Here is a 19,923-nt window from a genome sequence, read left to right as displayed (position 1 = left end):
CTCCTATCCCTGTTACTTCCTAATTCCTTTTTAGTGGGGGAGTGTGAACAGTTACAATAATTCCCCACCAAATACTATTAATCTTAATTGTGATTCGCTCAGTGCTTGAGTATATTGTTGGTCTAAACTTTCTAAAGCAATGAGTCCATATCGCCATACAGAGGGTACACCATCAGAAATAGTAACACCACATTTTTGAATTAATTCAAATAGGCTTAAAGGAGTTCTTGTTTGTTCACGAGTAGCAAGAATACTGGTTGCACCTTGGGATAAAGGTAAAAATAATTGTCTGACTGAAGCAGTAAAAGAAAAAGATGCTGTGTGGAGATAAATATCGTTGCTATTAACTGGTAATATTTTAGCGATCGCTTCCAGATAATTACAAATACTACTATGAGGCATTTGCACTCCTTTCGGCTTACCAGTAGAACCAGAAGTATAGATTAAATAAGCGAGATTTTCGGCTGTGACTCCACTAACTGGATCATGGGAACTTTGACACTCAATTTTCTGCCAATCTGTATCTAAGCAAATTGTTGTAGAGTTTTCCGGTAGAGATACTACCAATTGTTGTTGTGTCACCACAAATTGCAACTTAGTATCTTCTAGCATAAATGCTATACGTTCTTGGGGATAGGCCGGATCTATGGGTACATAAGCACCTCCAGCTTTAAGAATACCCAGAATACCGATAATCAGATCAAGCGATCGCTCTAAACATAAGCCTACCATCACCTCAGCACCTACACCAATACTCTGTAAATAATGCGCTAACTGATTGGCTTTAGCATTCAATTCTTGGTAAGTAAGTTGCTGATTCTCAAATACTGTTGCTACTGAATCAGGTGCTAACTTTACCTGAATGGCAAATAAATCATGGATACAAACACCATTTTCTGGCAAATCATTGATGATCGTAGTCAAATCCGACAAATCTGCATTCAAATCTAATTTCATGTTATTTATAACTATAATTTTCAATTAATTTCTGATTGAATTTGTATTTAGATTCCTGATAGGAAATCATTCCTTAATTAGATGAACAGAAAAATTTAAAGGTATGTGAAGAAAAGTAAAATCACTCAAAACTCTCTTCCTGTTCCCTTGTCCCAACGACAATTTTTAACGCCTACCTACCTACTTAGATATTTGTTGTTTGTAACTTTGCCAAATAGATTTAAATGGCTGTACTAATAAATTAATCGGATTATTAAATAAATTTGATTCTCCATTTGCTAAACCAAAGCTGAGTTTTTCATAGTTCCTTGGTACATATAAAGTACCAAATATCCAATCCCAAAAAGACAAAATGTAACCAAAATTTTTATCATAATGCTTTGGCTCAACACTATGATGAATGTGATGTTGGGCAGGACTCATCAACACATGACTAACAGCATAAGGGTAATTTAACCAAATATGAGAATGTCGTAAGTTAGCACCAGTTAAATAAAATAGAAATATCTCCCAATCAACTCCATAAATGGATAAATGTGATACTTCATTGCCAAATAAATAAATCCAAATTCCCGTAGTAAAACCCAGCATTACCGTCGCTACGCTCATACTTAAAAGCAAATCAAAGGGATGAGAGCGATAAACAGTCATCGGAGTTAATACATCCGCAGAATGATGAACCTTATGAAATTCCCAAAAAAATGAACTTCTATGAGCTAAATAATGGTAACAATAATAAGCCAAATCCCCCGCTAAAGCCACAAAAATACTCAACATGACATAATGATACCATTGAGGATGAGTAATTAAAAAGGGTGTTGTTACGTACGTAATTTCCGTTAAGTAATGAGAAATGATATTTGCTAGATTTGGTAGAGATAATATAACTGGCAATATTACAAATATTTCCAAAAGTGAAGATAAAAAATAATACTTGTATTCAGCGATCGCTGATGGATGCGAATAAACTGCTTTGGGAAAAAGATATTCCCTTAAGTTCACCTGTTTGTCTTGTTGAGATAACCCTAATTTATATACAATTAAAGCTAGTAATAGAGCCGAAAGTATATATAACCAATGAATTTCCGATGAACTTATAAATGGCACTAGAAATGGATAAAAAATCCGCAGATTTTGCATTTGTGTCATTGACCTTAGATATTAGGAAAAAAGCAATCTAGTAGATACTTGCGAAAATTATCCAGGAATCTGATATTTAAAGCAGAAAACGCCCATATTTTATACATAAAATGTACAATAAATGTACAATCTATTTTTGGTGTTTTCTCATCCACGTACCATATCATGTAAAACCTATAACAGAACCTAATTATTTACAAACCCTAATTAATTAGAAATTCAAACAAAAATTCTTAAAAATCAGGAGAAAACAGATATTAAAATTCAAAATCGTTTAATTACTTCTTTATCCTCAGCTTAATACCGCTTCTTACGCTTTATTATAGTTATGGCAATGTTTCCAAAATCACCGCAATCTCAATAAAATTTTCCTTTCAGCGGTACTAGAGGTGTTAAATGTTTCCTAATGTCGGCTTATTGATAAAATACTAATGGCATTAAACCCAAACAGTCTAACAATTGGTGATTAATAAATTCATGAACAATAACGAACTACCTTTGTCCAAAAACAGTCTGAGGGTGGGTTTAGTGGGAACAGGCTATGCAGCCAAACTCAGGGCTGATGCCTTGCAACAAGATCCCCGAACTGATTTAATAGCGCTCGCTTCGCTCGCTTCCAGCAACGCCGGTAATCCCGAAAGGACAGCGGTTTTAGCCCAAGAATATGCAACTGTGGCGATGGATTCTTGGCAACAGCTAGTAGAACGGGACGATTTAGATATGGTGGTCATCTGCACCATTAATCGAGATCATGGTAAAATTGCTCGTGCCGCTTTAGAATCCGGCAAACACACCATTGTTGAATATCCCTTATCTGTGGATTTCCAAGAAGCAGAAGAACTGATTGCTTTATCAAAAAGAGTAAACAAGCTTCTGCACGTCGAACACATTGAACTATTGGGGGGTTGGCATCAAACTTTAAAACAACACTTAGACCAAATTGGCGATTTGTTTTATATTCGCTATAGTACCCTAAATCCCCAGCACCCAGCCCCGCGCAAGTGGACTTATAATCATGAGATGTTTGGCTTTCCCCTCATTGGGGCATTATCTCGGTTACATCGTCTGATTGATTTGTTTGGTGAAGTCTTCACGGTCAATTGTCACCACCGATATTGGCAAACGGAGTCTGATTACTACCAAACCTGTTTATGTTCAGCCCAATTATGCTTTGAAAGTGGATTACTGGCACAGGTAATTTATGGTAAAGGTGAAACTTTGTGGCAATCAGAACGCAAATTAGAAGTTCAAGGTGAAAAAGGTGAGATAATTCTCGATGGTGATACGGGAATGCTGGTGTCAGCAGCAGGAACAAAGTTAATTGAAGTGGGGACTCGTCGGGGTTTATTTGCTAAAGATACGACTATGGTATTAGATCATCTATGCGATGGTAGTCCTTTATATATCACCCCAGAACAAAGCTTGTATACTCTCAAGGTAGCGGATGCTGCAAGCAGGGCAGCGACAACTGGATTAACTATATTTTTAAAAGAGTAGAAGATACAAAATTGATGAAAACCGAAACCATAGTCATTTTATCCCAGCGAGAAATCGAAAAAATGCGCCGTGCTGGCAGGTTGGCTGCTAAGTTGTTGCAACACTTAGAACCTTTGGTGAAACCGGGGGTAAGTACCCTGCAATTGAATGATGAAGCGGAAAGATGGACTCAAAAACACGGCGCGAAAAGCGCTCCTTTAGGTTATAAAGGTTATCCTAAGTCTATTTGTACGAGTGTGAATGAGGTGATTTGTCACGGTATTCCCAATGCTAAACAAATTCTCAAGGATGGGGACATTATTAATATAGATGTTACACCCATTGTTGAGGGTTATCATGGTGATACATCAAAAACATTTCTAGTGGGTAATCCTTCCCCTACAGCCCAAAAGTTAGTGGAGGTAACTCAAGAGTGTCTGCGGTTGGGAATTGCAGAGGTGAAACCAGGGGCAAAAATTGGGGATATTGGGGCAGCAATTCAAGAGTATGCGGAGTCTTTCGGCTTTTCTGTGGTGCGGGATTTTGTGGGACATGGAATTAGTAATATTTTCCATACAGCACCGGATATTCCCCATTATGGCATTAGGGGTAGAGGGAAGAAGCTGAGAGCCGGGATGGTGTTTACAATTGAACCGATGATTAATGAAGGAACTCATGAAGCCCAAATGCTGGGAGATGGTTGGACTGCGGTAACAAGCGATCGCCTCCTATCTGCTCAATTTGAGCATACCATTGCTGTCACCGAAGATGGCGTAGAAATTCTGACCTTACCAGAAAAATTATAGAAGGAGTTAGCACTTCGGCTTACTTCGACAGGCTCAGTACAAGTCGCTCAGTGACCAGTTAGGAGGAATTTCGCTCAGTGACCAGTCAGGAGGAATAAGGAAGGGAAAACGCTTGTTATTGTTAACGAATTTGAACGTTGATTTGATAGGTTTTTAAGGGCGGAAGATTTCTTTCCCAGGGACGTAAATAATGGAGTTCTAGCACTGCTGAACCTTAAACTTTTCCTTAGCGATCGCTTGACAATCAAGACAGTCGCTACATTTCCTTAACCGACAAGTATTGGGTTTAAAAGAGATCAGCAATTCTCATTTTGAAAAAAATGACCAATTAATCTCAATTCAAACCTGAATTTATAAAAAAGCAAGATGGATATCAAAAACAAGACTGTGAAAATGCGGCTGTTAAAAGGTTGATACACAACTTTATCTTATTTTATTTTCAAAATGAGAATTGCTGAAAAGAGAAGTTGGGGGTTGACATTTGATTTTAAATTTGTTATCATAGAGCCGATAAGGAAGAACTATTATAAAATAAATAATAAATATAAATCATGTCGAAACAAACTCTGGGTTTAGAACAAAACTTATATGATTATTTGCTTTCAGTTTCTCTGCGTGAACCAATCATTTTAACCCAACTGCGTCAAGAAACCGCTCAATTGCCAATGTCTCGAATGCAAATATCTCCAGAACAGGGGCAATTCATGGCATTATTAGTGAAATTGATAGGAGCAAAGAAAACCTTAGAAGTAGGTGTATTTACTGGCTATAGTTCCTTAGTAGTAGCTTTAGCTTTACCCGCAGATGGTAAAATAGTTGCCTGTGATGTTAGTGAAGAGTATACCAGTGTAGCTCGGCGTTATTGGCAAGAAGCAGGAGTAGAAGATAAAATTGATTTGCATATTGCCCCAGCATTGGAAACATTAGATAAGTTATTAACAGCCGGGGAAGCGGGAACTTTCGATTTTGCCTTTATTGATGCTGATAAGGGTAACTATAATAATTATTATGAAAGATGTCTTGAATTAGTTCGCCCAGGTGGACTAATTGCCATTGATAATGTGTTGTGGTCAGGTAAAGTTGCAGATACAGAAATCCAGGATAATCAAACTAATAAAATTCGGGCTTTGAATCGCAAACTACATCAAGATTGCCGAATTACCTTGAGTTTAGTTCCCATAGCCGACGGATTAACCTTAGCTATGAAAAATTAGGAAAATCAACCCAATGGAAGAACTACTTACACTTAAAGAACTCCTGCACCAAGGCAATATCACAGAAGCCTTGTTAATTGTCGAAGAATTAGAAGAAATGAGCAAATCTGATAAACTGAATAAAATATTTAGCTATGGCATCATTTTACTTCTACACTTAATTAAGCAATCTGCTGAAAACCGTACTACTAGGTCTTGGAATCTTTCTATTCGCAATTCTGTCAAACAAATTCAACGCAGTAATTCCCGTGAAAAAGCAAAAGGAACTTACATGAGTGAAACAGAATTAGCAACAACTCTAGAAGATGCTTATGATTTAGCGTTAGAAAAAGCAGCAATCGAAGCTTTTGAAGGTCAATATGAAGCAGAAGAGTTAAGCAAATTAGTCCAACAAGAAGAGATCATAAAAAAGGCAATGAACTTAATTTGGGAACGATAAATAAGATCCCCGACTTCTTTTTTGATCTTGATAAATAAATGATAAATTGAAATAAGATCCCCAACTTCTTTTTTGATCTTGTAAATAAATGATAAATTGATCTCAGAAGTCGGGGATCTGGATGTTATATTTTTCTAAATCTCCAATTTATCTCCCCGAATTGCATAATCTAACAATTCCATTGGGTGCATAACAGAAATAGTTTTCCCCTGCAAATATTTACTAATCTGCAAACTACAACCAGGGTTAGGAGAAGCAATCAAATCTGCACCAGTATTGATTAAATTCTCAGCTTTTTGTTTACCTAATTCTTCCGCAACTTCTGGTTGCAACATATTATAAACCCCCGCACTACCACAACACAAAGCTGCGTCTATGGGTTCTTTTAAAGTTACACCGGGAATTTGTTTTAACAGTTGACGGGGTTGAACACTAATTTTTTGACCATGTAATAAATGACAAGCATCTTGATAAACTAAATTGATATTTTTATCAGTCAAAGGTGAAAGTTTTGCAGTTAAACCCACATTAGCTAAAAACTCTTGTGAATCTTTAACTTTCCCGGCAAATATTTTCGCTTTTTCGGCATATTCTGGATCATCTGCTAAAATATGACCATATTCTTTCAAAGTATGACCACAACCAGCAGCGTTAATAATTACAAAATCAACATTAGTATCAGCAAAACTATCAATCATTTGTCTTGCTAATGTTTTCGCTTGTTCAGTTTGTCCTTGGTGTTCAGGAAGTGCAGCACAACAACCTTGAGATTTAGGAATTACCACTTCACAACCATTTGCAGTTAAAACCCTGACTGTCGCTTCATTCACACCAGAGAAAAACAACCTTTGCACACAGCCTAAAATTACACCAACCCGATATCTTTTTTCACCTTTCGCTGGGATGATATCAGGTAAATTATCCTGAAAAGATTTAAGAGTGATTTCCGGTAAAATAGATTCCATAGCTGCTAACCGGGGAGATACGGCTTTAATTAACCCAGTTGCTTGTAATACCTTAGAAATTCCTAACTTTTGATAAACTAATAAAGGAAAAAGTAAAATTCTTAAAAGATCAGGATTAGGAAACAGAGAAAAAATCAATTGTCGAACTAACTTATCAGGTAAACTGCGGTTATAATTCCTTTCCACCTGATGTCTAGTAGCGGAAATTAACTTATCATACTGCACACCAGAAGGACAAGTAGAAACACAAGCCAGACAACCCAAACAAGAATCAAAATGTTCAACAGTAGCCGTATTTAAAGCTATTTCCCCCTCATTAATAGCATCCATTAAATATATCCGTCCCCTGGGAGAATCCATCTCCTTTCCTAATATCCGATAACTAGGACAAGTAGACAAACAAAAACCACAATGAACACAACTATCAATTAACTTTGGATCAGGTGGATGATTCCCATCAAAACCCTTTAAATTCTTAATACTAGCAGTATTATTCACCGAACTTTCCGAAACTTGCATTGATATTTTCCCTTCTTTGTTGATACTTTTAATTATTTGAATCTGTATTTATCAGCGTTAATTTGCGTTTATCTGCGTTCAATTTTTATTAATTCCAGAACTTACTCAACTGGCACATTGGTAGGGTGCGTCAGATATCAACAATCTGTTTATTTGGAGGATTCATGCAGTCTGACGCACCCTACAACATATTTTTAGTGTGACACTTGCGTAAGTCCTAAATTCTACTCAGCCTCATTTAGTATTAAATTGCACCAACAAAGCAACCAAGATTTAAAATATTTTGAGGGTCAAACTGTGTTTTAATGCGGCGCATTACCGCCAAACTATTACCAGTATAACCCCAAATATCAAACCTTTCTTTTAACTCAATAGGTGCAGATAAAATACTTAAAAAACCAGAATTTGCTTGACATAAATTTCGCAAAGGCAAAATCTGATCTTGATTTTCTAAACGCACCAAGCCTAAACCACTGCTAATGTGAATTAAACCAATATCTATTTGATTGATAATTTCCACCGCAGCAGTTGGTAATACTCCTATTTTGCAGGTAATTGTAGATTTTGTAACATGAGAATGTATTTGTTCTGGTAATCGTTGCCATAAATCAGTTTCATTATTTCCTGAATAAATTACCCCATGTAAACCCAATTTTTCGCCAATTGCTAATAGTCTTTTTGACTGTTCTTGGACACTTTCATTAATATTTTGAAAGCGGGTAATTAAGCCTATTCCTGTACCTAAATCTAAATTATTAACTAATTTACTTGATAATAAATCTGCTTGAGTTGGTGTTAATTCCGAACTTTGTAAAGTTCTCACTGCTTGAGATATAGCTTCTGCTTTTCCAGTTAATATTACTGTTCCCGAAGTTTCAGGAATGGGATAAACTCGAAAAGTAACTTGGCTGATAATTCCTAATGTACCGTAAGCGCCAGTAAATAATTTCATTAAGTCGTAACCAGCGACATTTTTAACGACTCGTCCCCCAGCTTTAGCTATTTGTCCATCTGCGCGGATAAAAGTTATACCTAAAAGTTGGTCACGCACACCACCATAACGTTGACGCAGAGAACCTGTATCAGCCGTAGCAACGATACCGCCTATGGTAGCAGAATCAGGAAAAGCTGGATCAAGTGCTAAAAATTGGTGATGTTTAGCCAAAATCTCTTGAAGCTGGGCAAATTTCATCCCTGCTTCCACAGTGACAGTTAAATCACCAACTGCGTGTTCTATGAGTTGGTTAATGCGATCGCTGCTGACAATAATATCAATATTTTTAGCTAAACCACCCCAATTAATTTTACTACCACTACCACAAGTAAGAACGCGCCATTTATGACTGTTGGCGATCGCTATCACTGCGGCTAATTCTGCTTGGCTATGGGGATAAATAACACAACTGGGCTGGCTTTTGGAGTCTATTCCTTGGTGGATATGATGCTGTTGGGTGGGGGTGAGATTTTCCCACGATATTATGGCTGTTTCAGGGCTGAGAATAGAAATTAAAGTAGATGCTATTGAATTCATTAGTCTATTTTTATATCCTTTTTAATTAATTTAATATGAATTGGATTTCGCACAAAGGAACAAAGTCATAATATTAGGGCAGGGAAACCCACAATTAGGGCGGGGAAACCCCGCCCCTACGTTAGCCTTTATCTAGCCGCAATACAGCCATAAAAGCTTCCTGGGGGACATCTACTGTACCTATAGCTTTCATGCGTTTTTTGCCTTTGGCTTGCTTTTGCAATAGTTTCTTTTTGCGGCTGATGTCGCCACCGTAGCATTTAGCTAACACATCTTTTCGCATGGCGGGGATACTTTCACTAGCGATAACTTTAGCACCAATAGAAGCTTGAATGGGGACTTTGAATTGATGACGGGGAATTAGTTCTTTGAGTTTTTCCGCCATAGCTCTACCGACATTGTAGGCTTTATCTCTGTGGACAATCATGGCTAAGGAATCCACTGGATCACCGTTAATCAGAATATCCAATTTCACCAACGGATTTTCTCGGTAGCCAATCAGATGATATTCCATACTGGCGTAACCGCGAGAACGGGATTTCATTTGATCAAAAAAGTCGGTGACAACTTCCGCTAGGGGTAACTCATAAGTTAGTGTAGTCCGTCCTTGGGTGAGATATTTCATATCTTTGAAGATCCCCCGACGGTTTTGTGACAACTCCATTAAAGAACCAACGTAGATTTCTGGAGTAATCATTTCTACTTTGACATAGGGTTCTTCAATTCTGTCGCGCTCATTTGGTCCAGGTAAGCGGCTAGGATTATCAATATACAGTTCTTCACCTTTGATGGTGACGACTTTGTAAACCACTGAGGGGGCAGTAATGATTAAATCTAGGTTATACTCACGCTCTAAGCGTTCCTGGACAATTTCCATGTGCAGTAACCCCAAAAACCCGCAACGGAAACCAAAACCCATTGCACTGGAGGTTTCTGGTTCATACTGTAGTGCGGCATCATTGAGTTCTAGTTTTTCTAAGGCTTCCCGCAAGTCTTCAAATTGATCTGCGTCTATGGGGAACATTCCACAAAATACCATCGGATTGGCTTCTGCGTAACCAGGTAAGGCTTCTGTGGCTTTATTTTTGCACAGAGTAATGGTATCTCCTACCCGTGCATCAGCTACGGCTCTAATTGATGCTCCTAAATAACCTACTTCTCCGGCATGGAGTTCTTCAACTGGCTTTTGGGTGGGAGAGAGTACGCCTAGTTCATCAATGACATATTCTTTACCCGATGCCATTAAGTAGATGCGATCGCCTCTTTTAACAGTCCCATCCATGACCCGGAAGTAAACAATTACACCCCGGTAACTATCATAATAACTATCAAAAATCAGCGCTCGCAGTTTCTCATTTACAGTGTCAGCAGGTGGGGGAACTCGTTCGACAATTGTTTCTAATATCTCAGCAATACCAATTCCCTCTTTTGCTGAAGCCAAAATTGCACCACTGCAATCTAAACCAATAATTTCTTCAATTTCACCAATTACTCTTTCTGGTTCTGCTCCTGGTAAATCAATTTTATTTAAAACTGGGATAATTTCTAGATTACTCTCTAGAGCTAAATACACATTTGCCAGTGTTTGCGCCTCGACACCTTGGGACGCATCCACAACTAACAATGCTCCTTCACAAGCCACAAGAGAACGGGACACTTCATAGGAAAAGTCTACGTGACCAGGAGTATCAATTAAATTAAGAACGTACTGCTGACCATCTTTTGCAGTATAATTCATCCGGGCAGCTTGCAGCTTAATTGTAATGCCGCGCTCCCGTTCCAAATCCATGTTATCGAGAAACTGCTCTTTCATCTGTCTATCTTCTACAGTCCCCGTAGCCTGTAGCAACCGATCTGCGAGAGTTGATTTCCCGTGATCAATGTGAGCAATAATACAAAAGTTGCGAATGCGATCTGCGGGAACGTCAGTCATATACTATCTCTGCTCTAAAGCAAACCAAAGTGAAAGCTATTTACTTCATGTATTTTAATGCTTTTTGAGGCAATAAGGGAAGAGGGAACAGGGAGCAGGGGAGCAGGGGAGAGATTTTCTTCTTTCTTCTTTCTTCTTTCTTCTTTCTCCTGACTCCTGACTCCTGACTCCTGAACTCCTGAACTCCTGTATGACAACTTAGGCTATTATTTAGAATCTATTTCTAGCTCCTAGTGTTGATGACTCAGCAGTTTACAATTGAATAGACTCAATTATAAATATCATGACTGCTGGACAACAGTTTCAATAAAACTATTTCAGAGTATTTAAACCCATGAATATGCAAGAACAACCTAACAGTGCTGATAAAAAGCGTGCTGAAAAAACAGAAATCGCTCTTAATCTAGATTCTGAATTAATAGAGCAAATTCAACATTTGACTAATGATCCCAGTAAGGTGATTGAGGTGGCTATCCGTCAATGGTTACGAGGTGATTTTAATAGGGATGATGAGTTAACACGGACACCTCTACGGACACCTGTTCCTCCTCGTGGTGAGTGGAATGATTAAAATGACTTAGCAGGAGTCAGGAGTTAAGAGTCTCTTACCATAAGGCTTTTAGTGTAGATTCTGTACCTCATTTAAGTGCATACCGCTATATCAATAATAAGAAATGTAAAAATTAAGGTCTTAAATGCCAGAAAAGTCAAAAATCCACCCTAGAAAAATGTGAAAGCTGTAAAAGTTTATGCCAGAATTTAATTAGCTTTAGTATAAGCACGGTGGGAAGCTTTTTGTCTATCCAACTCGATTAATGACTATTATTGCTAATGCCCAATTTCCGAATTTAATTCCTCAAAATCTGGAATCTATTACTCTCATGGGCGATCGCTCATCAGCAACTCTCGAAGCAGAGTTAATATATACTCAAGATGCCTCTGGACGCTATTTGACTTTTTATTGGCAACACAGCGAATACTTAGGGTGTGATCCCCAACGGATAGTTGATGTCCTTAATGAAAATGATAGCTTCGCTCCAGTAGATAAGGTTGTTTATCTAGAACATTTACACCGGATTTTGAGCAGTTCTGCGCCGGAAAGGGTGAAATTTTGGTTTAAATGCCCAAATATCGAATTATTAGAGTTAGAATTGACAATTACGCCGATTCTACCGCCATTTGGTCAGCCAACAACTACAGTTTTGGTGATGGGTAGGTTGTTACCATCAAATATTCATTCTCAAGATGTGAATCAGGCACTGAAACCGCCAACAGCACTTGAGTTAGCCTTACGATTGCAGCGACATCAGAAGTTATTAAACAGAATCACCAAAAATATTCGTCGGACACTGGATTTAGATGTGATTTGGCAACAAACAGTTGATAGCTTGGGAAAAAACCTCAACTTAGAACGCTGTATTATTTGCCCTTATCAACCCGCTAATACCAAGGTTCGGGTAGTTGCTGAGTATCATCGGCCAGAGCAAGTTTCTATTCTTGACTCAGAAATAGATATATCTTCTGAGCCGGCTTTTGTTCAAGCATTAGCGACTTTAGAGCCTGTGGTGATGGCTGTTTCATTTAACCACCAATCTCCACAGTCTAAAGCTCTAGTTGTTGCGACTTGTTACAAAGACAAAGCTAATGGTTTAGCTGCTCTTAGTTTTGTTGATGAATGCCATCCACTAACACAAGCAGAATTAGAATTAGCCAAGGAAGTGGCAGATCAGTTAGGAACAGCGATCGCTCATGCTACTTTATATCAAGAACTAGAAGAATCTCGACAAAAGGCTGAAGAAGTTTCCCGCCTCAAAAGCGAATTTCTGGCTAATGTCTCCCACGAAATTCGGACTCCTCTCAATGGCATGATTGGCTTCTTAAAGCTAATTATAGAAGGAGTTACAGATGATGCTCAAGAACAACATGAATTTATTTTAGAAGCTCATGAACTATCTTTGCATCTGTTAAATATCCTCAATGATATTTTGGATTTTGCTAAAATTGAAGCAGGTAAAATGGAATTGGACTGTTCACCAGTCAACCTCAAAGAATTATTTGATGACGTTGAAGGCTTTACCCGTCAACAAGCGGAAATGAAAAATATTAGTTTTCAGATGGAAATGCCGACAATCTCTGATGCAATTATTGTTCAAGGCAACTATAAGAGATTATTACAAGTAATGCTAAATTTGGTAGGTAATGCTATTAAATTTACCCACGAAGGTGGTATCACTATTAGTGCCGATTTAATACCAAAAAAACACCCTACAACAGTTAAAGTTCGTGTTGTTGACACAGGTATCGGTGTTTCCTTAGATAAGCAAGATAAACTATTTCAATTATTTTCTCAAATTGATGGTTCTCGGACTCGTCACTATGGTGGTACAGGTTTAGGACTGACAATATCCCAAAAACTCATAGAAGCAATGGGTGGTGAAGTCCATTTTTATAGTCTAGGTGAAGGACTTGGTTCAACGGTGACTTTCACTGTGCCACTGTATCAACAACCATTGATGGTTTAGGGGATTGGGGACTGGGGATTGGGGACTGGGTATTAATGGTTTTCTATAGAGTTTATTTCTTGTAGGGTTTGCCAGCCGGCGTACCATTGGGAATTATCTTGTAATAATTTAGCATTTAACCAAAAGCGCACTTGAGGATCACAAGCTGCTACCATTTCCGCATATACCCATTTACCTTGATTTTTGCGGTTAACAACCTGAAAATGTCGCCAACCATCAACTTTTTTCTGTGCCGTCCATTTAGAACCCAGCAAGTAAGGAAATTTTTGTTTTTTAGTCATTTGTCAGTTGTCATTAGTCATTAGTCAGTTGTCAGTTGTCAGTGGCTAAAAAATCCTAGTACCCAATCCCCAGTCCCCAGTCCCCAGTCCCCAATCCCTGTAAAGTTTTATATCAGATATTTTCTAATTTAATAAATATTTACTAATCCAGGAGTGATGTTAACAAAAAGGGAAGCGATCGCTCATAAAATTTCCTTATTGCCAATTCTACCCCCTAATCAGAACACCCGATTAACCTGATCCCCAAATCCCACCTTTATTTTCAACCCATTGTTGACAATGGTTTTCTGGTTGCACACACCGTAAATACCTGCAATATCGTTAATGGTGACAAGAGTAAGTCAATCTTATGGAATAAATAGATTTTTATCTATTGCATTTTTTTGTTTTTTGAAACTATTTTTATAAAAAAAAATATTAAAATCCTAAAAAACATAATTTTGAGCTTTTTTAGCTCAATTAAAGGCTTATTAATACAAAAATATAATATTTAATCACTTAAATACCTAATATCAACACCTTTCAGATTCTAGTCCCCTTTTCTTTCCAGAGAATTTGCACAATAATGGCACTCAAGCACCTCACACATCCCCCATCAATCGAGATAAAGGTAAATGTTTGAGACAAGAGTTTGTTAAGAAACTATATAAAGAGGTACAAAAATGAAACTAGCAGTTTACGGAAAAGGTGGAATCGGCAAATCTACAACCAGTTGTAATATCTCTGTAGCGCTCGCTAAAAGAGGCAAGAAGGTCTTACAAATTGGCTGTGATCCCAAACATGACAGCACCTTCACCCTGACTGGGTTTTTGATTCCCACCATTATTGATACCTTGCAAGAAAAAGATTATCACTACGAAGACGTTTGGCCAGAGGACGTAATCTATAAAGGCTATGGTGGAGTTGATTGCGTTGAAGCAGGTGGACCCCCAGCAGGTGCCGGTTGTGGTGGCTATGTAGTTGGGGAAACCGTCAAATTATTAAAAGAACTTAATGCTTTTGATGAATACGATGTAATTTTATTTGATGTCCTTGGTGACGTTGTTTGTGGTGGCTTTGCCGCACCGTTAAATTATGCAGATTATTGTCTAATTGTTACAGATAATGGCTTTGATGCCCTATTTGCAGCCAACCGGATTGCTGCTTCCGTTCGGGAAAAAGCTCGGACTCATCCCTTGCGTTTAGCGGGATTAATAGGTAATCGTACCTCCAAGCGGGATTTAATTGATAAATATATAGAAGCCGTTCCCATGCCTGTTTTAGAGGTATTACCTTTAATTGAAGATATCCGCGTTTCCCGCGTCAAAGGCAAAACTTTATTTGAAATGGCAGAGTCAGATCCTTCTCTGAGCTACGTTTGCGACTATTACCTGAATATTGCTGATCAAATTCTCGCGCAACCAGAAGGTGTCGTTCCCAACGACTCTCCTGATCGTGAACTTTTTTCTCTATTGTCAGATTTTTATCTCAATCCAGTAAAAGTTAAAGCCACAAATGCTGAAGAGGAATTAGACTTGATGATTGTATAAAACATTTTACCTCTCAGGATGGACTTATGGCTTTCTTTGATAGTTTTACCGATTCGATCAAACAAAAGTGGCTGCAATTCTTTCAAGCCAATCGTGAATGGATTACACTCCAAATGACTGTTGAATCAGTTTATACCCCTGATGGCGGCAAGCGCCCGTCTTCTTACCTCATCCTGGGAGTCATCAATGCTCTAGAGCCAAAATTAGCCCAGCTAATGTTCCCCTTTGCCAAACTGAATCCAGATGCGGATACTTTAATTGAAGTTCTGGATTTACATTTTGACCCTGATATTGCCCTTGGTAATCGTCTCAGCCCCACTGTAGAGCCAGAAATGTACTCTCGTCCATCTGCTGTGGTGGCAGATACACCTGAGCCAGAAGCGGAATCTTTCTCAATCCCAGGGATCAATATGAATAACTTGGGCAACGAGACGCAAGCTACTTGGGCTATAGATAGAGATCATGAAGGCTTTGGCAGTATTTCTTTATCCGATGAAGGTGAATCAGAAGCATCATCCAATTTAGAAGCAATGGGTGATTTCGGTCATACCTCCTTTGATCCAATGTCTTTAAGTGATGAGGATGCTTTTGGAGAGATACCTGATAATGCCTTTGGGGAAATGGCCGAAAATGCCTTTAGTGGACTAAATCTATCTGAAGATAATTCTTTGGATGAACTGAATACATCTGAAGAAAATGGATTTGATGATGTGGTTTCGGACATCTGGGGTGATGAAACTTCGCTGCAAAATGGTGACGACAATTTGGAAGAACTGCCATCTGAAGTTTTTAATGAATCAGAAATGGCTCGTCTCTTCCCTAACAATTAATTGTTGAAAGCATTTGATAGGAATCAAGGGGAGCAGGGGAGCAGAGGAGCAGGAGAGCAGGGGAGCAGGAGGAAAATTTATACAATATAACCTCTTCTTATGACCCATTTCCCAGTCCCCAGTCCCCAATCCCCAATCATCTGCTTTACAAACTAAAAAAATTAAAGGGAGAATATTAATATGACTGTTGCTCAACAGCCTGAAGCTTTAAATTTTGAATGTGAAACCGGAAATTATCACACTTTTTGTCCTATTAGCTGTGTAGCGTGGTTATATCAGAAAATTGAAGATAGTTTCTTTTTGGTAATTGGCACAAAAACCTGCGGGTACTTCCTCCAAAATGCGATGGGGGTGATGATTTTTGCTGAACCTCGCTATGCTATGGCTGAGTTAGAAGAGGGGGATATTTCTGCACAGTTGAATGATTATGAAGAATTAAAACGTTTGTGTGAGCAAATTAAACGCGATCGCAATCCTAGTGTAATTGTCTGGATTGGTACTTGCACCACCGAAATTATTAAAACCGATTTGGAAGGTTTAGCACCTAAGTTAGAAGCCGATTTAGGTATTCCCATTGTTGTCGCCCGTGCTAACGGACTCGACTACGCATTTACCCAAGGAGAAGACACTGTGTTAGCCGCTATGGCTCATCGTTGTCCTGAAAAGTCTCCTATATCGGAAACTGAAAAAGGCGAGCGTAATGCCATTCAGAAGCTGATGAATTTCGGTAAGAAAAAAGAAGATGTCGCCCAAGATGAATCGGAGTATGTAAATCATCAGCCTTTGGTACTTTTTGGTTCTTTACCTGACCCAGTTGTCACCCAATTAACCTTGGAACTGAAAAAACAAGGGATTAAAGTTTCTGGTTGGCTACCCGCAAAACGGTTTACAGAATTACCTGTAATTGAAGAAGGGTATTATGTCGCTGGTGTTAATCCTTTCCTCAGCCGCACTGCTACGACCTTAATGCGTCGTCGCAAGTGTAAACTAATTGGCGCACCATTCCCCATTGGTCCCGACGGTACTCGCGCATGGGTAGAAAAAATCTGTTCTGTATTGGGAATTACTCCCCAGGGTTTAGATGAAAGAGAAGCACAAATTTGGGAAAACTTAGAAGAATACGTGAAATTAATTCGCGGTAAATCTGTGTTTTTCATGGGTGATAATTTATTAGAAATTTCCTTAGCGCGGTTCTTGGTGCGTTGTGGCATGACTGTTCAAGAAATCGGCATTCCTTACATGGATAAACGCTATCAAGCTGCTGAATTGGCTTTGTTAGAAAAAACTTGTCAGGAAATGGGTTCACCTTTACCAACGATTGTCGAAAAGCCGGATAATTACAATCAAGTTCAACGAATTTATGAGTTAAAACCAGATTTGGTAATTACTGGTATGGCTCATGCTAATCCATTGGAAGCACGGGGTATTAATACTAAGTGGTCTGTGGAGTTTACTTTTGCTCAAATTCACGGTTTTGGTAATGCGCGTGATGTTTTGGAGTTGGTAACTCGTCCTTTAAGAAGGAATAATAATTTGAAGGATTTGGGTTGGGATAAGTTGGTAAGAGAAGAAGCAAAGATTTAGCTTTTTCGGTAATATTAAGGGCGGACTTTTTAGTTCGTCCTTTTTTTGTGTTTATTGAACCATGAAGACGAGAAGGAAGAGCAAGGTTAGGATTGGTAGATTAGTATTATGTTTTTCAGATTTCACCATAAAACGCAATATTGATAATTTAACCAGTGTCCCTCCTAGCTTGCAGTAATATAAAGAGATTATATGATAATTATATTGTGATACGATTCATTTTTGTAAAAGTGAAAATATCTCTTGAAAAAATTGATCATATATTATTGATTCTTCAGTCAATATTTCCATTAAGTTAAAATAGGTATAAGTAGGTAAACCGAAAAATTTAAAGGTATGTGACGAAATGTAAATTCAATGAATGCCTTACAAATAGGTTGTTTTACGGGTTTCACAAAACTAAACATATATCGGTTTTATTATGTTTACCTACTTATATTGTGCTATCATGCTGAATACGATTATGCACTTCAGAAGTAATACAACTTGCAATGAGAATAGTTTTTACGTCTGGATTTATACGCAATGCTGATTCAAAAGATTTTTTAGCTGCTCCATAACGTTCTAGTGCGCCAGCAGGATCAGTTCCTCCTTTTACTTCAATAACACCAACTGTTGTACCCTCATTATTCAGGAGTGAAATATCTGGCTCACTGGAAAAAAGTATAGAAGTATGATTAACCAACATTATACCTCGATAATCTTCTATATTACTTAGCTGTTCATCAATTTTATCAGGTTTATATACCTCAACTTTAGTACATTTCCGAGGAATAAATGCAGCAAGTAAATTGCGTTCTTTTACTTCTTTAATCAGGATTCTTTGGACAATTTTTTCGGATTCTTCTCCAATAGAATTACGCCATGAACCATCAATCTGCGCTCCTGTTGAAGCTAGTAGTATGCCATATAATTCCTCTGCTGTCAAACTTTCTACAGAACTATCAATAATCAGCGATATATGTTCATTAAATAACCGACAAAGTGCCAAAGCTTTATCTTCTGTTAGAGTATATTTATTTTCTTCATCACCTTCAATCTTCTTGAGATTTACTTTAGCTAAATACTGAACTGCTTTTTGAGGAAGTGCAGCTATATTACGATAATAGCCTAATAACGAAGAGTGTTCTCGAATTAATCGAGGATGACAAAATACTTCAATGAGTTGTAAATCAGGATGGTTACTGATATAATCAAAAGCGTCTTCTCCAATGCCCCAGTTTCTCCATTCTTCCCAATTATATAAATACTTTACTGGTAATAGTGCAGCAACTTTTGCACGAAAAGATAGTGTTTTATACTCTTTGAGCTTGCGATAAAAGAATGTTGAACGTAAACGATAGTTTATGCGATTTACTTCGTCTGTCATGATATTTATTTTTCCCAAATATAAACACATTTACGTAATTCTGTACGTCCATAACTTCCCATTTGTTGACTGCTGTTTCCTTTACCTCTTCCTAGCGTCCAAATATATTTGGTTTTCAGTCCAAAAGATTCTGCCATATCTGATAATATTAAGTCTACAGGAATCTCCTCACCTGCATATTTGACATTATCATTGACCAATGAAATTATACCACCAAATTTGAGAATCCGACTTAATTCATAGATGACAAAACACATTTCATAAAAGTAATTATGTACCATCCTAGAAATATTTTTATTATTTAGCTTTCCTTCATTTTTATAATTTTCTAAAATTCTTAATACTTCTTGTAATGCAGCTTGTTGTTGAAACACTGAATCTATTTTTAAGAACTCGTTGTAATGTTCTTTACTTATATAAGTAGGTAAACAAAAAAAATTAAAGGTGTGTAAAGATAAGTAAATACGGAAAAACATATATTAGGGTGATGTAAATATGGGGTCAAGGTTAAGGATATTCCTGACAAAAAAACAAGATAGAGAGTTGTTTGACCTGAGAACAGCGAAAGTACCACAGAAAGTAAAAGATAGAGCTGAAGTGATCAGATTAAATGCAGATGGTTGGTATGTGGAAAAAATAGCGTCTCACTTTGATTGGGGAGAGCAAACAGTAAGACTTGTGTTGAATAAGTGGGAAAAAGAAGGAATAGAAGGACTCCATGAGTTACCAGGTCGAGGGAGAAAGCCAAAATTGATGGAAACTGACATTGAATATTTGGAAAAATGCTTGAAAGAAGAAGCACAAACTTATAACAGTAAGCAATTAGCA

The 19,923-nt window shown here is 37.8% G+C and carries 18 protein-coding genes; 10 read left to right on the top strand and 8 right to left on the bottom strand.

Annotated elements, in window-relative coordinates:
* Nucleotides 1-51 precede the first annotated feature (51 nt).
* Together FJR05_RS26620 and FJR05_RS26615 are read right to left on the bottom strand one after the other, a co-directional pair.
* A complete protein-coding gene (locus tag FJR05_RS26620; RefSeq protein ID WP_254447132.1) occupies nucleotides 52-957 on the bottom strand; it encodes an AMP-binding protein in 906 nt (301 codons plus the stop codon).
* 180 nt (nucleotides 958-1,137) lie between these two features.
* Nucleotides 1,138-2,106: a sterol desaturase family protein gene (locus FJR05_RS26615; protein ID WP_168646890.1), complete on the bottom strand. Its 969-nt coding sequence runs from the start codon at nucleotides 2,104-2,106 to the stop codon at nucleotides 1,138-1,140.
* 468 nt (nucleotides 2,107-2,574) lie between these two features.
* On the opposite strand from FJR05_RS26615, the gene FJR05_RS26610 reads away from it, so the two are divergent.
* The 4 genes from FJR05_RS26610 (at nucleotide 2,575) to FJR05_RS26595 (ending at nucleotide 6,032) form a co-directional block, all read left to right on the top strand.
* Nucleotides 2,575-3,594 carry a Gfo/Idh/MocA family protein gene (locus FJR05_RS26610; RefSeq protein WP_168646889.1) on the top strand — a complete coding sequence of 340 codons (1,020 nt, stop codon included), beginning with the start codon at nucleotides 2,575-2,577 and terminating at the stop codon, nucleotides 3,592-3,594.
* Nucleotides 3,595-3,608: 14 nt separating this feature from the next.
* Nucleotides 3,609-4,379: a type I methionyl aminopeptidase gene (gene map / locus FJR05_RS26605; protein ID WP_168646888.1), complete on the top strand. Its 771-nt coding sequence runs from the start codon at nucleotides 3,609-3,611 to the stop codon at nucleotides 4,377-4,379.
* Nucleotides 4,380-4,930: 551 nt separating this feature from the next.
* Nucleotides 4,931-5,593, top strand: a complete 663-nt coding sequence (locus tag FJR05_RS26600) for a class I SAM-dependent methyltransferase (protein ID WP_168646887.1) — start codon at nucleotides 4,931-4,933, stop codon at nucleotides 5,591-5,593.
* A gap of 13 nt (nucleotides 5,594-5,606) precedes the next feature.
* Nucleotides 5,607-6,032, top strand: coding sequence for a DUF29 family protein (locus tag FJR05_RS26595; protein WP_168646886.1), 426 nt, complete (start codon nucleotides 5,607-5,609; stop codon nucleotides 6,030-6,032).
* A gap of 134 nt (nucleotides 6,033-6,166) precedes the next feature.
* Here FJR05_RS26595 and FJR05_RS26590 read toward each other — a convergent pair whose 3' ends face one another.
* From FJR05_RS26590 to lepA, 3 genes are all read right to left on the bottom strand, one after another.
* Complete coding sequence (locus FJR05_RS26590) at nucleotides 6,167-7,516, bottom strand: (Fe-S)-binding protein (RefSeq protein WP_168646885.1); 1,350 nt, start codon at nucleotides 7,514-7,516, stop codon at nucleotides 6,167-6,169.
* Between the two features lie 244 nt (nucleotides 7,517-7,760).
* Complete coding sequence (locus FJR05_RS26585) at nucleotides 7,761-9,047, bottom strand: FAD-binding oxidoreductase (RefSeq protein ID WP_168646884.1); 1,287 nt, start codon at nucleotides 9,045-9,047, stop codon at nucleotides 7,761-7,763.
* Nucleotides 9,048-9,168: 121 nt separating this feature from the next.
* A complete protein-coding gene (gene lepA / locus FJR05_RS26580; RefSeq protein WP_168646883.1) occupies nucleotides 9,169-10,980 on the bottom strand; it encodes a translation elongation factor 4 in 1,812 nt (603 codons plus the stop codon).
* Between the two features lie 334 nt (nucleotides 10,981-11,314).
* Here lepA and FJR05_RS26575 point away from each other — a divergent pair, with 334 nt between their 5' ends.
* Nucleotides 11,315-11,551: a hypothetical protein gene (locus FJR05_RS26575; protein WP_027400711.1), complete on the top strand. Its 237-nt coding sequence runs from the start codon at nucleotides 11,315-11,317 to the stop codon at nucleotides 11,549-11,551.
* Between the two features lie 244 nt (nucleotides 11,552-11,795).
* Nucleotides 11,796-13,502 carry an ATP-binding protein gene (locus FJR05_RS26570; RefSeq protein ID WP_168646882.1) on the top strand — a complete coding sequence of 569 codons (1,707 nt, stop codon included), beginning with the start codon at nucleotides 11,796-11,798 and terminating at the stop codon, nucleotides 13,500-13,502.
* Between the two features lie 32 nt (nucleotides 13,503-13,534).
* Here FJR05_RS26570 and FJR05_RS26565 read toward each other — a convergent pair whose 3' ends face one another.
* Nucleotides 13,535-13,783, bottom strand: coding sequence for a TIGR02450 family Trp-rich protein (locus FJR05_RS26565; RefSeq protein ID WP_027400712.1), 249 nt, complete (start codon nucleotides 13,781-13,783; stop codon nucleotides 13,535-13,537).
* Between the two features lie 662 nt (nucleotides 13,784-14,445).
* On the opposite strand from FJR05_RS26565, the gene bchL reads away from it, so the two are divergent.
* The 3 genes from bchL to FJR05_RS26550 all read left to right on the top strand — a co-directional run bounded on the left by bchL (nucleotide 14,446) and on the right by FJR05_RS26550 (nucleotide 17,726).
* A complete protein-coding gene (gene bchL / locus FJR05_RS26560) occupies nucleotides 14,446-15,312 on the top strand; it encodes a ferredoxin:protochlorophyllide reductase (ATP-dependent) iron-sulfur ATP-binding protein (RefSeq protein ID WP_039203628.1) in 867 nt (288 codons plus the stop codon).
* 26 nt (nucleotides 15,313-15,338) lie between these two features.
* A complete protein-coding gene (locus tag FJR05_RS26555; protein ID WP_168646881.1) occupies nucleotides 15,339-16,142 on the top strand; it encodes a DUF5331 domain-containing protein in 804 nt (267 codons plus the stop codon).
* Between the two features lie 180 nt (nucleotides 16,143-16,322).
* Entirely contained in the window at nucleotides 16,323-17,726 is a 1,404-nt protein-coding gene (locus FJR05_RS26550; RefSeq protein ID WP_168646880.1) for a ferredoxin:protochlorophyllide reductase (ATP-dependent) subunit N, read from the top strand.
* 433 nt (nucleotides 17,727-18,159) lie between these two features.
* Here FJR05_RS26550 and FJR05_RS26545 read toward each other — a convergent pair whose 3' ends face one another.
* Both FJR05_RS26545 and FJR05_RS26540 read right to left on the bottom strand, forming a co-directional pair.
* Nucleotides 18,160-19,095, bottom strand: a complete 936-nt coding sequence (locus tag FJR05_RS26545; RefSeq protein ID WP_168646879.1) for an XcyI family restriction endonuclease — start codon at nucleotides 19,093-19,095, stop codon at nucleotides 18,160-18,162.
* A 5-nt stretch (nucleotides 19,096-19,100) separates the two neighbouring features.
* Entirely contained in the window at nucleotides 19,101-19,469 is a 369-nt protein-coding gene (locus FJR05_RS26540; RefSeq protein WP_168646878.1) for a hypothetical protein, read from the bottom strand.
* Between the two features lie 121 nt (nucleotides 19,470-19,590).
* Between FJR05_RS26540 and FJR05_RS26535 the strand changes: the two genes are divergently transcribed.
* A partial coding sequence (locus tag FJR05_RS26535; protein ID WP_168646877.1) for a helix-turn-helix domain-containing protein occupies nucleotides 19,591-19,923 on the top strand: 333 nt, incomplete at its 3' end.

This window comes from Dolichospermum sp. UHCC 0259, from assembly GCF_009711935.1.
GTDB lineage: Bacteria > Cyanobacteriota > Cyanobacteriia > Cyanobacteriales > Nostocaceae > Dolichospermum.
Note: the sequence above shows the minus strand (reverse complement) of the source record. Positions and strands in the feature narration are given on the sequence as shown.

What these genes read in the sequence shown, in the direction of transcription:
- lepA (WP_168646883.1), bottom strand. Translation starts at nt 10,980, where the DNA reads ATGACTGACGTTCCCGCAGATCGCATTCGCAACTTTTGTATTATTGCT.
- FJR05_RS26620 (WP_254447132.1), bottom strand. Translation starts at nt 957, where the DNA reads ATGAAATTAGATTTGAATGCAGATTTGTCGGATTTGACTACGATCATC.
- FJR05_RS26610 (WP_168646889.1), top strand. Translation starts at nt 2,575, where the DNA reads ATGAACAATAACGAACTACCTTTGTCCAAAAACAGTCTGAGGGTGGGT.
- FJR05_RS26615 (WP_168646890.1), bottom strand. Translation starts at nt 2,106, where the DNA reads ATGACACAAATGCAAAATCTGCGGATTTTTTATCCATTTCTAGTGCCA.
- map (WP_168646888.1), top strand. Translation starts at nt 3,609, where the DNA reads ATGAAAACCGAAACCATAGTCATTTTATCCCAGCGAGAAATCGAAAAA.
- FJR05_RS26550 (WP_168646880.1), top strand. Translation starts at nt 16,323, where the DNA reads ATGACTGTTGCTCAACAGCCTGAAGCTTTAAATTTTGAATGTGAAACC.
- FJR05_RS26575 (WP_027400711.1), top strand. Translation starts at nt 11,315, where the DNA reads ATGAATATGCAAGAACAACCTAACAGTGCTGATAAAAAGCGTGCTGAA.
- bchL (WP_039203628.1), top strand. Translation starts at nt 14,446, where the DNA reads ATGAAACTAGCAGTTTACGGAAAAGGTGGAATCGGCAAATCTACAACC.
- FJR05_RS26590 (WP_168646885.1), bottom strand. Translation starts at nt 7,516, where the DNA reads ATGCAAGTTTCGGAAAGTTCGGTGAATAATACTGCTAGTATTAAGAAT.
- FJR05_RS26555 (WP_168646881.1), top strand. Translation starts at nt 15,339, where the DNA reads ATGGCTTTCTTTGATAGTTTTACCGATTCGATCAAACAAAAGTGGCTG.
- FJR05_RS26565 (WP_027400712.1), bottom strand. Translation starts at nt 13,783, where the DNA reads ATGACTAAAAAACAAAAATTTCCTTACTTGCTGGGTTCTAAATGGACG.
- FJR05_RS26595 (WP_168646886.1), top strand. Translation starts at nt 5,607, where the DNA reads ATGGAAGAACTACTTACACTTAAAGAACTCCTGCACCAAGGCAATATC.
- FJR05_RS26585 (WP_168646884.1), bottom strand. Translation starts at nt 9,047, where the DNA reads ATGAATTCAATAGCATCTACTTTAATTTCTATTCTCAGCCCTGAAACA.
- FJR05_RS26545 (WP_168646879.1), bottom strand. Translation starts at nt 19,095, where the DNA reads ATGACAGACGAAGTAAATCGCATAAACTATCGTTTACGTTCAACATTC.
- FJR05_RS26570 (WP_168646882.1), top strand. Translation starts at nt 11,796, where the DNA reads ATGACTATTATTGCTAATGCCCAATTTCCGAATTTAATTCCTCAAAAT.
- FJR05_RS26600 (WP_168646887.1), top strand. Translation starts at nt 4,931, where the DNA reads ATGTCGAAACAAACTCTGGGTTTAGAACAAAACTTATATGATTATTTG.